Here is a 15,249-nt window from a genome sequence, read left to right on the forward strand (position 1 = left end):
AATGATGTTGACCAGATCACTTGCCGCCTACCTGTTGCTGGCTGGCTGTATTGCTACAGCGCACGCCGAGACGTATCCCCCCGAAGTATCGCGAAACATCGACAAGCTCCAGTCCAAATGTGCGCGCGCGTCCAACGATCCCAAGGCGCCGGCCTGCATCGAATACAAGGCCACGTTGGCCCGCACCATTCCACCTGCCGTCCAGGCACTGATGCATCAGGAAGAAGTGGTCAATGAAAAATGCCGGAACGGCCCCGCACCGAAATTATTGCCCAACGGGCAATACGCTCCGGGAAGCGCCTGCGCACAACGCGAGCAGTTGATGAAGACCCTTCACCAGCACGGCTGGTGCTGGGGTCATACGGACATGGATAGCTACCTTCCGGGTTGGGTGATCTGTCATCCCGGTGAATGGCAGTAAGGCCGCACCAGTAGCACGACAAGATTGCGCACGGCTGCGGAGGCGAACTGCAGGTCCGGATCCTGGTTTTCGGCGGCGATGCTCGCGCCCGCAGTGGCCGCACCAAACAGTCGAACAGGTTTCCCGGCAATCCGTCCAGTCGCGCGATCTGCCTTGGCAGCGCTAACCCTGGCCGCCGTCCGGGCATCCGCAGCGAGTGCTTGTCCAAGCGGGCTCTCCTGCACCTCCGCTTTCAGCTGCGGATTCAACCCGGCGGCGCAACGCACTCGAGGCTACCTTCAGCCCCCGAACCGCCAGCCATCTTCAATGGCTGGCGTGCCTCATCCCCACGAATCAGGACGGACGTTTCCCACGGCCACCAGCGGGTTTGCCAGCCGGCTTGCGTGCTCCCGCCGCTGGCTTGGCGGCAGATTTGCCACGCGGCTTCTGCACGCTGAACGGGCTGCCGATGGTGTAGTCCGGTCCGTTACCGGCCGGTTTTGCGTGCGGTGCGGCGGGCTTGCGCTTGCTGTCGCTGCCCTGCGGGTGTGGCTTGTTGCCGGGCGCCTGCCTGGCAACCGGCACGGCTTGCGGCACTTTGGGTTTCTTCGGCTTTTTGGGCTTCTTAATGATCTGCCCCGTCGCGCTGGTCTCCGGCACGCGGTGTTCGGCCTCGAAACCCGGCTCTTCTTCACGGCGCAGCGTTTGCTTGATCAGCGCTTCGATTGCCGCCAGTTGCGGCGCTTCGTCGGCACACACCAGGGACACCGCCACACCGCTCGCACCTGCGCGGCCGGTACGGCCAATACGGTGCACGTAATCTTGCGCCACGATCGGCAGGTCCACGTTGATCACCAGCGGCAGGTCGTCGATATCCAGCCCGCGCGCCGCCACATCGGTGGCCACCAGCATCTGGACTTCGCCCGTCTTGAAGCGTTCCAGCGCGCGCAGGCGTGCCGGTTGCGGCTTGTCGCCGTGAATGGTGTCGACCGCATAGCCCGCTTCGTCCAGCATGGCCGCGAGGTAATCCACGCCAATGCGCGTCTTGACGAATACCAGCGCATGCTCCCACTTGTTCTCGGCCACGAGGTGCATGAAGAGGTCGGGCTTGTTCCGCTTGTCCACCGTCACCACCCACTGCTTGATCTTGCTGGCCGTGGCATTGGGCGGGCTGACGCTGATATTGACCGGGCCGCGCAGAATGCTCGCCGCCATCGCGCGGATATCGTCGGTAAACGTCGCAGAGAACAGCAGCGTCTGGCGCTGCGCAGGCAGCGCGGCGAAGACGGCGTTGAGTTCGCGCGAAAAGCCGAGATCCAGCATGCGGTCGGCTTCGTCCAGCACCAGCGTCTGTACCTGATCGAACTGCACCGCGTTCTGGCGGTTGAGATCCAGCAAACGGCCCGGCGTCGCCACGAGCACATCCACGCCCTTGCGCAACTTCATCATCTGCGGGTTGATGCTCACGCCGCCGTAAGCGGCGAGAAATCGCAAGTCGAGGCCTTTGCCGTAAGCGACGAAGCTCTGCAGCACCTGTTCCGCCAGTTCACGCGTGGGCACCAGCACCAGCACGCGCGCGCGGTTGCTGGACACCGCCGGCCCGTGTTGCACCAGTCGCTGCAACAGCGGCAATGCGAAACCCGCCGTCTTGCCCGTGCCGGTCTGGGCCCCGGCCATGACGTCCTTGCCATCGAGCACGGCAGGAATCGCCTTGGCCTGCACCGGCGTGGGGGCCTGGTAATTGAGGTCCTGCAGATTACGCAGCAAGGGATCGATCAGGCCGAGCGAGGCAAAAGACATGGACGTATTCCGGACTAAAACCGCAATTCTAGCGGTTGCCGGGCGGATCGAGGCCCGCTGCTCCTGCCTGGCCGGCGCCGACGGGGAGCGACACGGCCAGCCGGAAGCAGCCACGGGCTGGCACAAAGCAGGCAAACCCGGCGCCTTTTTCAGCACGGAAACGCCCCTCGCAACGACTCGGCCCCTTTGCGCGCCCACCACTTCATGGCTGATGGTTCGCGCCCGAAGATGAGGGAACGGCCTGGGTAGCGCATCGCCGAGTTCGCAACGAAGGAAGGCCGGCTTGCGCCGCTCGACCCTGCTCCATGACGAAATCCGGGTGATAAGCTCGATGTCGACGCACGGACGCGCCTCGGCGCGCCCCGAACCCCACCCCTACGACCGCAACGAGCCTCCCATGCCCCTCGCCCCTTCCGTCCTCTCCGCGTTCACGCCGACCGGCAAGCTGCGCGCGTCGATCAATCTCGGCAACCCGATCCTCGCGAACCGCGATCCGGCGACGGGCGAACCGTTCGGCGTGTCGATCGATCTCGCGCGCGCGTTCGCCGAACGCCTGTCGGCGGAGCTGGAACTCGTGGTGTTCGACGCCGCCGGCAAATCGGTACAGGCGCTGACCGACGAGCGTGCCGATTTCGGCTTCTTCGCGGTCGATCCGCTGCGCGGCGAAACGGTCGCGTTCACCGCGCCGTATGTGCTGATCGAAGGGTTCTATCTCGTGCGCGACGCTTCGCCGGTCCGCACGAACGCGGACGTCGACCAGCCCCACAATCGCGTGACGGTCGGCAAGGGCAGTGCCTACGACCTGTTCCTCACGCGCGAACTGAAAGCCGCGCAGATCGTGCGTGCGCCGACGTCGCAAGCCGTCGTGCAGACCTTCATCGAGCAGCAACTGGAAGTCGCGGCGGGCGTGAAGCAGCAGCTCGAGGCCGACGCGGCGAAAACGCCCGGCCTGCGCCTGCTCGACGAGCGGTTCATGGTGATCCGGCAGGCAATGGGCGTGCCGAAGAGCCGCGGCGAAGCGGCCGCGGCGGCGCTGAATGCATTCGTCGAGGAAATGAAGGCGTCGGGCTTCGTCGCGGATTCGCTGCAACGGCATGGCATCACCGGTGCATCCGTCGCGCCGCAAGCGTGATTGCATCGATTCACCGCGGGCGCGACTTATTCGCGACCTGTTCGAATACGCAGTTCCGCGGCCTCGGCGATACGACGACGGGCCCGGTACCGGCAGGCGGCATCGCCGGCACGGCGACATTCAACAACGCCGAGCTGAACGTGAAGTATCCGATCACGCCGCCGTTCCTCGTCGGCGCCGCGTCGGTGTACACGAAGAACAGCGGGGCCGATGGCCAGAACGGCGCGCACGACAACCCGGCATCGTTCCGCGCCGACGACTTCCTGTCGACGCGTACCGACGTGTCCTTCGTCGGCACGTATCGGCGCGCCAGCGGGACGGATTCGAGCGGCCGGAGCAAGGTCTCCGCGCTCAGTACGACTTGACCGCCACCGTGGTCGGCGACTCGCTCAACGGGACAAAGTGGCGTGTCGCCCCGTCGAGTGCGTCGATGCGCCCCATCTCGATGTCGTAGACCCAACCGTGCAGGTTCATTCGTCCTTGCTCGAGCGCGAGAGCGACCGACGGATGCGTGCGCAGGTTGGCGAGCTGCGCGATCACGTTCTCGCGCACCAGACCGTCGAGCTTGGCCCGAGGGGAGTCGAACTGATGCGCGGCATTGATGGCTTTCGCGGCATCGGAATGGCGCAACCAGTTCGCAACAGCCGGCATATGGTCCAGACACGTACACCGTGAGATCGCGCCCATCGCGCCGCAATCCGAGTGCCCGCAAATGACGATATCCCGCACGCCGAGCACGGCGACCGCATACTCGACCGTGGCCGACACGCCTCCCGGTTCCGGTCCGTACGACGGGACGATGTTGCCCGCGTTGCGAATCACGAACAGTTCGCCCGGCTCACGCTGCGTCAGCAGTTCCGGCACCACGCGGCTGTCCGAGCACGTCACGAACAGCGCCTTGGGATTCTGGGTGGTCGCGAGCTGCTTGAACAGCTCGACACGTTGCGGATAGACCTCGCGCTGAAAGCGCAGGAAGCCGTCGATGATGTCGCGCAAGGGATTCTCCTGATGCGAATTCACGGCGGGCGGCAACGTGATCGTACGCTGCGTCCGCCAAGGCGGGCGCCATTATCGCAGATCGACGGTGTCGCGATCAGGTGGGCGCGGACGTCGGTCAGCCGGACTTCCTCAACGCGCCCCCATGCGCTCACCGCGCATCCGATCCGGTCTGCCCGGGACCGAAAACCCCGCACGATACGGGGACGTCCGTCGCATCGACGCCCCACCCTGAGTTGGCAGCGGCGCCCTTGATTCGATTCCGGGTTTCGGTATATTTGCGGGACACACGAGGGGACGGCGCACTCGCAAAAATAGGGCGCCCTCAAACGACCAAAAGCCTATAACCGAGAATAACGATCATGTCCGGCACCTACGCCCCTGCGCTTGTCGTACTTTCCTGTTTGCTTTCAATCCTCGCATCGTTCGCGGCGCTCAATATCTCCGACCGCCTGAATCTCATCGGGAATCGTTCGATCTGGCCTTGGATCGCTTTCGGCGGTTGCATCATGGGGCTCGGTATCTGGTCGATGCATTTCGTCGCCATGCTGGCATTTCACCTGCCTGTCGCTGTCGGCTACGATATTCCCACCACCATCGCTTCCTTGCTCATTGCGATTGCCGCTTCGACGGTCGGCTTCGTACCGCTCGCCCGCTTCGCCCTGCACTGGCCGCAACTCATTGTCAGCGCAATCGTCATGGGACTGGGCGTCGCCGGCATGCACTATCTCGGCATGCAGGCGATGAGCATCTGCGCCGGTATTCGATACCAGCCCTGGTTGGTCGCGCTGTCCGTCATCATCGCGATCCTGGCAAGCGGCGCCGCGTTATTGCTGGCCTTCGATCTGCGCCGGCCGAGCACATTCGGCAGAACACGCCAGATCGGTTCGGCCATCGTCATGGGCGTGGCCGTGTGCGGGATGCATTATTGCGGCATGGCAGCGGCCAGCTTCGAACGAGGCAGCGAGTCGACAGTGACCCTCTCCGATCTACCCGCACCGTGGCTGGCCGGTATCGTCGCGACTTTCAGCCTGGTGATTTTCGGGGTCACCACCGTGATCATGCTTCTGGATGCCAGGACCAATACTCAGGCACGAGTCCGCGCTCAGGCGACTTTGAGCGCCCATCTCGATCAACGGAATCCCACTCGCTAACAGCGCACGGTCGACTTCATCCGAACCCGTCAAATCGGCATTCCCCCGTGCTCCCGGCTCGGCACACCGGCTGCACGGGAGCACGGGCAGACGGCCGCTTCGGCGCGCCGACCCCGCGTCGGACGAGATGCCGCGTGCGATCGACGTCCGAGGGTTCGGGTCGGGCGAATCGACGTACTCGTGCGTTGTCGCCCCGCCCGCCATTTCGACGAAGCCGCGTTGCGCCGGTATAGGCGCGAACGGCTCGCCGCGTACACGCACCCGGCGCGCATCATCCCGATCGACGCGCTGCCGTTCAACGGCAAGCTCATGCGGCGGGAATGGCTGGCGCGGCTGTAGCGGGTGAAGTAGCGTCGACGCGGGTTCCCCTACCCCGAAAAACCGCAAAATCTGCAAACCCGCCGCGCCTACATTGCTCCTCCAGGAGCCCGCCATTGAAAACCCGAACCCTGACCCAATACGCCCGGCGCATGGACCCCGTCCTGCGCTGGCTGGCAAGCCACCCCGACGCCGACCCGGATCTGTATCTGCTGGCCGACCTCGCGTGCTTGTCGCCGTATCACTTTCATCGTGTCTACCGCGCGATGCTCGGTGAGACGGTGAACGCCACCGTGCAGCGCATTCGCATGCACCGCGCGGCGGTCGCGTTGGGCGGGACCGGGGTGCCATTGCGCGACGTTGCGCAGCGCGCCGGCTATACGTCGGATGCTGCCTTCAACCGCGCGTTCGGTGCGACCTTCGGCCTGTCGCCGGGGCGCTACCGCGCGGCCCGCTCCGTTCCGTTCAATCCACAGGAGCTCGGCATGTATCCCGTTACCATCGAAACCTTCCCCGGCGCCGTACTGGCCGCGTTGCCGCACCACGGCAGCTATCAGGAAATCGGCCCGGTCTTCACCCGGGCGTTCATGCTGGCCGCCGCCCGCGGCCTGGCGCGCCCCGAGGCGACCGGCTTCGGCGTGTATTTCGACGACCCCGAGCAGGTGCCGGCCGACCGCTTGCGCTCGATGGCCGGCATGTCCGTCGCGCCCGACGCCGAGGTGGGCGACGAGCTGGAACGCTTCGAGATTCCCGCCAGCCGCTGCGCGATCCTGACGTACACCGGGCCGTACAACGAGATGGACCGGCCGTATAACTGGATGTTCTCCGAATGGCTGCCCGCGAGCGGCATGGTGCCGGCCGACTTCCCGATGTTCGAGCAGTACCTGAACGACCCGCGCAGCACGCCGCCCGCGCAGTTGCAGACGCGCATCTGCCTGCCGTTGAAGTAAGCGCCGCGCGACCCCGGCGGCGTCACGCTGGGGCCTGCCGGCGATGGCCTGCCCGGCCGGGTACGCCCGCCGGGGCAGGCCGCGATCGCCCCGGCGCCTGTTCGCGCCCACGGGCCTGCTCACCTCCTAGCCCAGCCAGCGTGCATCCGGCCAGTCGCCCTGGTCGAACGTGGCCTTCACGCAGTCGAGCAGCACACCGACCACGCAGCGCACCGGCGCCGTGGCCTGCCGGCTGCTGGGTGCCGCGAGCACGATCGTGCGCCTCACACCCGGCGACGCGAGCGGCGCCGCGGTCAGGATGCCGCGCTCGACCTCCTGCGTCACGCCGACGGCGGGCAGGATCGTCCAGCCATGGCCTTGCGCAACCAGTTCCTTCTGCACGCTCAGCGCATTGGTTTCGGCGAAGACCTGCAACGTCACGCCCGCCTCGGCCGCCGCGTGCTCGATCGCGGCCCGCAGGCCCTGCGGCGCGGAAGGCAGGATGAACGGCTCGCGCGCGACCCGCTCGAGCGGCACCGGCCGCTTGCGCGACAGCCCGACCGACGGCGCCGCGACGGCCCACAGACTCTCGTCGATCAACGCCTTGACGTGCAGCGCGGGCGTCTCCTTCTGCCCGTACAGCAGCGCCGCATCGACATCCCCCGCTTCGAGCCAGTCCTGCAGGTGGCCCGCGTAACCGATCGTGAGCCGCAGGCGGATGTGCGGATAGCGCCGCGCCACCTCGCCCGCCAGCCGCGTGGCCAGCAGGTCCGACGTGCTGGCCAGCAGCCCGATGCTCACGATGCCCGCCACCGGCCCGTCCGTCGGCTGAATCTCGGCCTTGGCCCGCGCCACCTCGTTGAGGATGCGGCGCGCGTATTCGAGCATCGTCTTGCCCGACGGCGTGAGCTGCATGCCATGACGGCTGCGGTCGAACAATTCCGTCCCCATGTCCTCCTCGAGCAGGCGCAGCTGGCGCGACACGGCCGGCTGTACGAGATTCAACAGGCTCGACGCCCGGGTGACGTTGCCCGTTTCGGCGACGGTGACGAAGGCGCGCAGTTGCTTGAGATCCATCGCGGATACCTCGATACCAAAAACTGATTTATCGATCAGGAAATTCTATTGTTTAAGAAATCCATCGAAATTTATTATGGACTCAACCCATGCCGATGACGAGACACGATTCATGAGCGCCTCCGTTTTTTCCGCCCCCGACCAGTACCAGGAAATCCGCGACGCGGTACGCGGCCTGTGCAACCAGTTCCCGGCCGACTACCACCGCAAGATCGACGAGGCGCGCGGCTACCCCGAAGCGTTCGTCACGGCCCTCACGCAGGCCGGCTGGCTGGCCGCGCTGATTCCGCAGGAATACGGCGGCCCGGGGCTGTCGATGGCCGAGGCGTCGGTCATCATGGAAGAGATCAACCGCTCCGGCGGCAATTCGGGCGCGTGCCACGGCCAGATGTACGTGATGAACACCATCGTGTTCAGCGGCACCGAAGCGCAGAAGCAGCGCTACCTGCCACGCATCGCGGCGGGCGAACTGCGCGTGCAGTCGATGGGTGTGACCGAGCCGACCACCGGCAGCGACACCACCAAGCTCACGACCACGGCCGTAAAGAGGGACGGCCGCTGGGTCATCAACGGCCAGAAGGTGTGGATCTCGCGGGTCCAGCACAGCGACCTGCTGATCCTGCTCGCGCGCACCACGCCGCTCGACCAGGTGCAGAAGAAGAGCGACGGGCTGTCGTGCTTCATCGTCGAGCTGGACAAGGCGATCGGCAACGGCCTGACGGTGCGCCCCATCCTCAACATGGTCAACCACGAGACCAACGAGCTGTTCTTCGACAACCTGGAGTTGCCGGAAGACGCGCTGCTCGGCACCGAAGGCAAGGGGCTGAAGGTGATCTTCGACGGCCTGAACGCCGAGCGCACGCTGATCGCGGCGGAGTGTATCGGCGACGGCTACTGGTTCCTCGAGAAAGCACGCGACTACGCGAGCGAGCGCAAGGTGTTCGGCCGCCCGATCGGGCAGAACCAGGGCATCCAGTTTCCGCTCGCGGAATCGTTCATCGAGCTGGAGGCCGCGAACCTGATGCGCTGGCGCGCCTGCGAGAAAATCGACGCGCGCCAGAACGCCGGGGTCGAGGCCAACATGGCCAAGTACCTGGCGGCGAAGGCAAGCTGGGAAGCGGCCAATGCGTGCCTGCAGACGCACGGCGGCTTCGGTTTCGCCTGCGAATACGACGTGGAGCGCAAGTTCCGCGAAACGCGTCTGTACCAGGTCGCGCCGATTTCCACCAACATGATCCTGGGGCATGTGGCCGAGCACGTGCTGCAGCTCCCCCGTTCTTACTGATTCCGGACGTGGCCGTGTTCGCGCCGGCCATCACACCGTGACGGCGCCGGCCGCTTCCCTGACACGTCCATCATTGAACACGAAACACCATGAGTATCGAGCCTTCCGAATCCTTCGACGCGTGGGTCGGCCGGAGCGTTGACAGCGTGGACCGGATTACGCGGGCCCCCGTCCGTCTGTTGCGGGCAACGCTGGACTACGCGAACGCATCCGAACTACCGGAGACGCTGCCGCCGCTATGGCACTGGCTGTACTTCCTGCCGGGCGAGCGTCAGTCGAACATCGGCGTCGACGGTCATCCGCAGCGCGGCGGCTTCCTGCCGCCCGTCACGCTGCCGCGCCGCATGTGGGCCGGCGGACGGCTGCAGTTCCTGCGCCCGCTGGCCGTCGATGCGCCCGTGCAGCGCCGCTCCACGATCCTCGGCGTGCAGAGCAAATCCGGCCGCAGCGGCCAGCTGGTGTTCGTCACCGTGCTGCATGAAACGAGCGACGTCGAAGGCGTGGCCATCCGCGAAGAACAGGACATCGTGTATCGCGATGCACCGCCGCTCGCCACGGCCGGCGCACCGCCCCCCCAGCCGGCACGGGTACCGGCGCCGACCGACGAGCAGTATTCGCGCGTCGTCACGCCCGATCCGGTGCTGCTGATGCGCTTTTCCGCCCTCACGTTCAACGGCCACCGGATCCACTACGATCGACCTTATGCGATGCAGGAAGAAGGCTATCCGGGCCTGGTGGTGCACGGCCCGCTGATCGCGATGCTGCTGCTGGAGGAGCTGCGCCGCGCGCACCCCGGCAAGACCATACGCAACTTCGAGTTCAAGGCCGTCAGCCCGCTGTTCGACACCGCGCCGTTCACCGTGAACGGCAAGCTCGAAGGACCTGCCGCCCGCCTGTGGGCGCGCGGCCCGCAAGGGCAGCTGGCCATGCAGGCCAGCGCCGAACTGGAATAACGATCCGATCATGCAAGCTCGAAAAGGCCCGCTGAGCGGGATGACCGTCGTCACGCTCGAACACGCGATCGCCGCGCCGTTCTGCACGCGCCAGCTCGCCGACCTCGGTGCCCGCGTCATCAAGGTGGAACGCCCCGGCGTCGGCGATTTCGCGCGGGCGTACGATCACCGCACCCACGGTCTCGCGTCGCATTTCGTGTGGACCAACCGGTCGAAGGAAAGCCTCACACTGGACCTGAAGCAACCGGCCGCGCAGGACGTGCTGGGCGAACTCGTCGCGCAGGCCGACGTGCTGGTGCAGAACCTCGCGCCCGGCGCGGCCGCGCGCATGGGCCTGTCGTTCGACGCGCTGCACGCGAAGCACCCGCGGCTGATCGTCTGCGACATCTCGGGCTATGGCGCCGACGGCCCGTACCGCGACAAGAAAGCCTACGACCTGCTGATCCAGAGCGAGGCCGCATTCCTGTCGATCACGGGCACGGCCGACGAGCCGTGCAAGGCCGGCACGTCGATTGCCGACATCGCGGCGGGCATGTATGCATACACGGGCATCCTCAGCGCGCTCCTGCAGCGCGGCGTCACGGGCATCGGCTCGCACGTGGAAATATCGATGCTCGAGGCGCTGGCCGAGTGGATGGGCTTCCCGATGTACTACGCGTACGACGGCCAGCAGCAGCCGGGCCGCAACGGCGCCGCGCACGCGACCATCTACCCGTACGGCCCGTTCAAGGCCGGCGACGGCCGGGTCGTGATGCTCGGCCTGCAGAACGAGCGCGAATGGAAGGCGTTCTGCGACGTCGTGCTGCGCGACCCGGCACTCGCAACCGATCCACGCTTCGACGCGAACGTGCGCCGCTCGGAGCACCGCGCCGAACTGAAGGCCGTGATCGAGCAGGCGTTCTCCTCCGTCACCGCACAGGACGTGATCGCGCGCCTCGACGAAGCGCAAATCGCGAACGCCGCCGTGAACCAGATCGGCGATCTCTGGACGCATCCGCAACTGCACGCGCGCCAGCGCTTTCGCACGATCGACTCGCCGGCCGGCGAACTGCAGGCGCTGCTGCCGCCGGCGACGATCGACAGCTTCGATGTGCGCATGGACGCGGTGCCCGCGCTGGGCGAGCACAGCGCGGCCATCCTGCACGAACTCGGGCGCACCGACGCCGATATCGAACAACTGCGCGCCGCCGGCGTGATCTGAGCCATGTCCATGCCCCTCTCCCCCGTCCGTCACGCGCGCAGTCTCCTGTTCGTACCGGCCACGCGCCCCGAGCGCTTCGCGAAGGCGCTCGATTCGGGTGCCGACTGCATCATCGTCGACCTCGAAGATGCCGTCGGCCCCGACAGCAAGGACGACGCACGCGCGCAACTCGCGCGGCACCTGCCGTTGCTGACGGCCGAGCAGCGGGCGCGCACCGTCGTGCGCGTGAACGCGATCGGCACGCCGTGGCACGACGCGGACATCGCGCTGCTGCGCGACTGGGCCTCGCAAGGCGTGGCCGTGATGCTGCCGAAGTCCGAAGACGCGGGCGCGCTGCGCAAAGTTGCCGAGCAGCTCGGCGAGCACGCGCAACTCGTCGCGCTGATCGAATCGCTGGCCGGGCTCGATGCGGCCGACGCGCTGGCACGCGACCCGCAGGTCGTGCGCGTCGCGTTCGGGCACCTGGATTTCCAGCTCGACCTCGGCATGCGCGCGACACCCGACGAGCCGGAGCTGGCCTGTGCGCGCAATGCGATCGTGGCCGCGTCGCGCCGCGCCCGGCTGCCCGCGCCGATCGATGGCGTCACCACACGCACCGACGACGCCGAGCGCCTGACGGCCGATGCGCGGCGCGCGCGCGCATTCGGGTTCGGCGGCAAGCTGTGCATCCACCCGGCGCAGGTCGCCGGCGTGAACGATGCGATGGGCTATTCCGAAGACGAGCAGGCGTGGGCGCGCCGCGTGATCGACGAAGCCGCGAAGCATGGCGGCGCCGCGTTCAGCCTGGACGGCCGGATGGTCGATCTCCCGGTGATTCGCGCTGCCGAGACGATCCTCGCCGGCGCGCGGAAATAATCGATCGCGACGACACGGCCAGATCCGCGACTTCGACAGCCGGCCTCGCGACGAACGATCGGGCTTGTCGAGTACAGGACGGTACGTGCCCGGCCATTGCGACACGCAATGCACGCCCCGGCGCAATCGAAGTACCGAACATGCAGCCGGATGAAGGTGTTTGAACGGGGCGCGACCGTCGCCAGCGGCCCTCAGAACCGATACGTCGCGCCCACCTGCGCAAATCGCCCGACGTACGTATAGAGCGATGCATCGTAGCCGGTTGGCCCCGCCATCCATACCGGATCGAACGGCGGCTTTCGATTGAAGAGGTTGTCGATCCCCGCGTACAGCGTCCAATGCTTGAATCCCGTATAGCCGACCATCAGATTGAACTGGCTGTACGACGCAACGCCATCCGCCATGCCGGGGTACGTACCCGGCGCGAGAATCGCCTGCGCATACGGGCCGACATAGAGCCAGCTCAGGGTCGCGTTCCACCGGTGATAATTCCAGCTCAGATCGGTGTTCCCTTTCCAGCGCGGAGAACTGCCGCCGAACGGCTGGTGAAGTGCGCCGTTGTTGCCGGCGAAATCCCGTTCCACGCCGCCGACCGGCATCTTGAAGTGCCACACATAGGCCCAGTCGCCGGACAGCGTAAAGGTGCCGATTGTCGTCTCGACCGTCTGGCGGAACGTGGCCTCGAAGCCGTCGGTGTCGAGCGACGACAGATTGCGATAGGGCAGCGTGATATACGCGATGCTGCCGTTGGCGTTGCGGACCACCTGCGACGGATCGTTCTGATTGACCACGACCTGCACGTCGTCCGTGCCGATCACGTTGTCGATGTGAATCTTGTACCAATCGAACCCGATATCGGTCGTGCGCGTCGGCGAAAACTCGAATCCGACATTGAAGTTCTTCGTGCGCTCGGGCTGCAGGCTGCGATTGCCCGCGCGAATTTCCTCGACGATATTGTACGAACCCGGATTGTTCGGATCTCGCGCATCCACCACGCCCTGCGAGCCGAAGGTCCGCGACGACGTGTTCTCGATCAGCGTCGGCGCGCGGAAACCGCGATTGTACGACCCGTACACGGTGAATTCCCGCACCGGCTGAAAGCGCAGCGCGAACCGCGGCGAAAACGCACCGCCGAAGTCGCTGTAGTGATCGTAGCGGCCCGACTGGCTGAACGTCAGCGTCTTCAGCAGCGGAACGTCGATCTGGTAATAGACCGCCGAAACGTTGCGCTCGCCATTGACGGACTGGATCGACGGCGACGTCAACTGGCCGCTCGCCCAGCCCGCCCCCGTGCCGATGTATTGGCTCTGATGCATGAACTGCGCCCCCAGCCCCAGGCCCACGTTACCCGTCGGCAGCGTGAACAGGTTCGGGCTCGACAGCGTCGCATCCAGCACATCGAGCTTCGTGATCGCCTGATTCGACGTGCTCTGGTAAAGGCCGTTCAGTCCGTTCGGCGTTGCGGACGGATTGGAGAAATCGAATCCGCCGTTCTGAATGAGGTTCGTCAGCTCGCTGGCGCTCATCTGGTTCGAATAGTTCTGCGAGACCGTGTCCTGCGAATGGGCATACGACGCGCTCCAGTCCCAGTCGCCCGCCGACGGCAACGCGAACGTCCCTTTCACGCCCGTCGCGGCGCGCCAGTAGTTCGAACTGACATGCACGGATTGCGACGCCGGAAACGCATAGCGCAACTGCGTCGGCACGCCGAACGGGTTGGCTGGATTGCCGGCCGGCACGACGTTCGAGATCAGCGAAACGCTGCCCGTCGCCGGATCGTAGGTCTGCGTACTGGTCGTCAGGCGGCCGACGCCCCGGTTCGCGACCGTCGTATTGTTGCTCTCCCACAGATCGGCGAACGCCTGCGTCGCATCGTCGATCCTGAACTCGCCATGCAGCTTCGCGCTCAGCCGCTCGGTCCACGGAACGAGCGACGACGCGCCCGCCGTGTTGCGCTGGCAGATCGTGCCGCCGGCACCGAACGACTGCGAATTCGAGTTGCCGGGTACGACATGGCCACCATACGCGCACGGATCGAGCGGCACGTTGCCGTTCGCCCTCGCCCAGTACGAAGTCGACTGGTTGGACAGGCCGCCCGGGTAGTTCGAGAAATTCTGGTTCTCCGTCATGTCCCGGTCGGACGCGAGCACGCCGTTGTTCTTGTAGTAGCTGAGCGCCGCCGTTACGTTGAAGCGATCCGCGTGGATGTCACCGAAGCCGCCGAGGAGGCCGAACCGGGTCGTGCCCGCGCCTCCGCCGCCGTTCGTCGCGCCGCCATAGGCGCCGGACAGCTCCAGCCCTTGATAGTTCTTCTTCGTAATGATGTTCACGACACCGGCGACCGCGTCCGAGCCGTACTGCGACACCGCGCCCGTCTTGACGATCTCGATCCTGTCGATGATGTTGAGCGGCAGCGTGTTCAGGTCGAAGAACTGATCGGTGCCGTTGGCCGCGTAAGCATACGGGGCGACGCGCTGGCCATCGACGAGCACCAGCGTGTATTTTTCGCTCAGCCCGCGCAACGCGATACCTGCTCCGCCGACCGCGAAGTTGGATGTCGCCGCCGAGCCGTCACCCCAACTGCTCGATGAATTGGCCGTCACGCTGCGCAAGTAGTCGGCGACCGTCGTCTGGCCGCTGTTCACGATATCCTTCGCCGTGATCGTCTGGACCTGGTTGAAACCGACCTTGTCGGCGCTGCGGATCAACGAGCCCGTCACTTCGAAACGCTTGACCGTCAGCGCGTCGCGCGCGCCCGATGCCGGCAACGCCGGTGCGGCCGGCACGGCCACCGCCGACGCCGGCGCGTCGGGCGCCGGCAGGTTCTGCGCCCAGGCGGGCGCTTCAGGTATCGCAACGGAGGCGCACCACGCCCCTGCGGCAGTCAGCAGCATCACCACGCTTCGCTTCATCTTCTTTTTCTCGCGCTCATTCGCCGGCCATGCCGGTATGAATTTTAAAATGACATCTGTTTAGATATCCGAATTCATCTGAACGATACGGATCGTCCTGACTCGAGAATCTGCCTGCCGCGTTTCAGACGCGTTGCCCAATGCCGCGCCATGCGCTCGACATGGGCACTGCATCGGCAGCGCCCGTCGCATCAAGTCGAAATCGTTCGGAAAGCCCGCATGCGCACGCGTGCGTCT

The 15,249-nt window shown here is 65.8% G+C and carries 13 protein-coding genes; 9 read left to right on the forward strand and 4 right to left on the reverse strand.

Features of this window, described 5'->3' with window-relative positions; all coding sequences use genetic code 11:
• The first annotated feature begins 4 nt into the window (after positions 1 to 4).
• Entirely contained in the window at positions 5 to 421 is a 417-nt protein-coding gene (locus tag BDI24065_RS24260; protein WP_254609850.1) for a hypothetical protein, read from the forward strand.
• Between the two features lie 333 nt (positions 422 to 754).
• Here BDI24065_RS24260 and BDI24065_RS24265 read toward each other — a convergent pair whose 3' ends face one another.
• On the reverse strand, positions 755 to 2,200 hold the full coding sequence (locus BDI24065_RS24265; protein ID WP_175033387.1) for a DEAD/DEAH box helicase: 1,446 nt from the start codon (positions 2,198 to 2,200) through the stop codon (positions 755 to 757).
• 397 nt (positions 2,201 to 2,597) lie between these two features.
• Between BDI24065_RS24265 and BDI24065_RS24270 the strand changes: the two genes are divergently transcribed.
• Entirely contained in the window at positions 2,598 to 3,332 is a 735-nt protein-coding gene (locus BDI24065_RS24270; protein WP_175033388.1) for an ABC transporter substrate-binding protein, read from the forward strand.
• Positions 3,329 to 3,697 (forward strand): hypothetical protein, encoded by a 369-nt coding sequence (locus tag BDI24065_RS24275; RefSeq protein WP_175033389.1) that lies wholly within the window; start codon positions 3,329 to 3,331, stop codon positions 3,695 to 3,697. Before BDI24065_RS24270 ends, BDI24065_RS24275 begins: the two co-directional genes overlap by 4 nt.
• Here the strand turns inward: BDI24065_RS24275 and BDI24065_RS24280 are convergent.
• A complete protein-coding gene (locus BDI24065_RS24280; protein WP_175033390.1) occupies positions 3,684 to 4,328 on the reverse strand; it encodes a carbonic anhydrase in 645 nt (214 codons plus the stop codon). The genes BDI24065_RS24275 and BDI24065_RS24280 overlap by 14 nt on opposite strands.
• A 362-nt stretch (positions 4,329 to 4,690) precedes the next feature.
• Here BDI24065_RS24280 and BDI24065_RS24285 point away from each other — a divergent pair, with 362 nt between their 5' ends.
• Both BDI24065_RS24285 and BDI24065_RS24290 read left to right on the forward strand, forming a co-directional pair.
• On the forward strand, positions 4,691 to 5,482 hold the full coding sequence (locus BDI24065_RS24285) for an MHYT domain-containing protein (protein ID WP_175033391.1): 792 nt from the start codon (positions 4,691 to 4,693) through the stop codon (positions 5,480 to 5,482).
• A gap of 434 nt (positions 5,483 to 5,916) precedes the next feature.
• Positions 5,917 to 6,750 carry an AraC family transcriptional regulator gene (locus BDI24065_RS24290; RefSeq protein WP_175033392.1) on the forward strand — a complete coding sequence of 278 codons (834 nt, stop codon included), beginning with the start codon at positions 5,917 to 5,919 and terminating at the stop codon, positions 6,748 to 6,750.
• Between the two features lie 126 nt (positions 6,751 to 6,876).
• On the opposite strand, the gene BDI24065_RS24295 is transcribed toward BDI24065_RS24290, so the two are convergent.
• Positions 6,877 to 7,806: a LysR family transcriptional regulator gene (locus tag BDI24065_RS24295; RefSeq protein WP_175033393.1), complete on the reverse strand. Its 930-nt coding sequence runs from the start codon at positions 7,804 to 7,806 to the stop codon at positions 6,877 to 6,879.
• A 112-nt stretch (positions 7,807 to 7,918) separates the two neighbouring features.
• On the opposite strand from BDI24065_RS24295, the gene BDI24065_RS24300 reads away from it, so the two are divergent.
• The 4 genes from BDI24065_RS24300 to BDI24065_RS24315 all read left to right on the forward strand — a co-directional run bounded on the left by BDI24065_RS24300 (position 7,919) and on the right by BDI24065_RS24315 (position 12,100).
• Positions 7,919 to 9,091: an acyl-CoA dehydrogenase family protein gene (locus BDI24065_RS24300; protein WP_175033394.1), complete on the forward strand. Its 1,173-nt coding sequence runs from the start codon at positions 7,919 to 7,921 to the stop codon at positions 9,089 to 9,091.
• Between the two features lie 89 nt (positions 9,092 to 9,180).
• On the forward strand, positions 9,181 to 10,044 hold the full coding sequence (locus BDI24065_RS24305) for an FAS1-like dehydratase domain-containing protein (RefSeq protein WP_175033395.1): 864 nt from the start codon (positions 9,181 to 9,183) through the stop codon (positions 10,042 to 10,044).
• Positions 10,045 to 10,054: 10 nt separating this feature from the next.
• Positions 10,055 to 11,245 carry a CaiB/BaiF CoA transferase family protein gene (locus BDI24065_RS24310; RefSeq protein WP_175033396.1) on the forward strand — a complete coding sequence of 397 codons (1,191 nt, stop codon included), beginning with the start codon at positions 10,055 to 10,057 and terminating at the stop codon, positions 11,243 to 11,245.
• 9 nt (positions 11,246 to 11,254) lie between these two features.
• Entirely contained in the window at positions 11,255 to 12,100 is an 846-nt protein-coding gene (locus BDI24065_RS24315; RefSeq protein ID WP_438820031.1) for an HpcH/HpaI aldolase/citrate lyase family protein, read from the forward strand.
• A 191-nt stretch (positions 12,101 to 12,291) separates the two neighbouring features.
• Here the strand turns inward: BDI24065_RS24315 and BDI24065_RS24320 are convergent, their stop codons facing one another.
• Entirely contained in the window at positions 12,292 to 15,012 is a 2,721-nt protein-coding gene (locus BDI24065_RS24320; protein WP_175033398.1) for a TonB-dependent receptor, read from the reverse strand.
• Positions 15,013 to 15,249 lie beyond the last annotated feature (237 nt).

The organism is Burkholderia lata, from assembly GCF_902499025.1.
Taxonomy (GTDB): domain Bacteria; phylum Pseudomonadota; class Gammaproteobacteria; order Burkholderiales; family Burkholderiaceae; genus Burkholderia; species Burkholderia lata_C.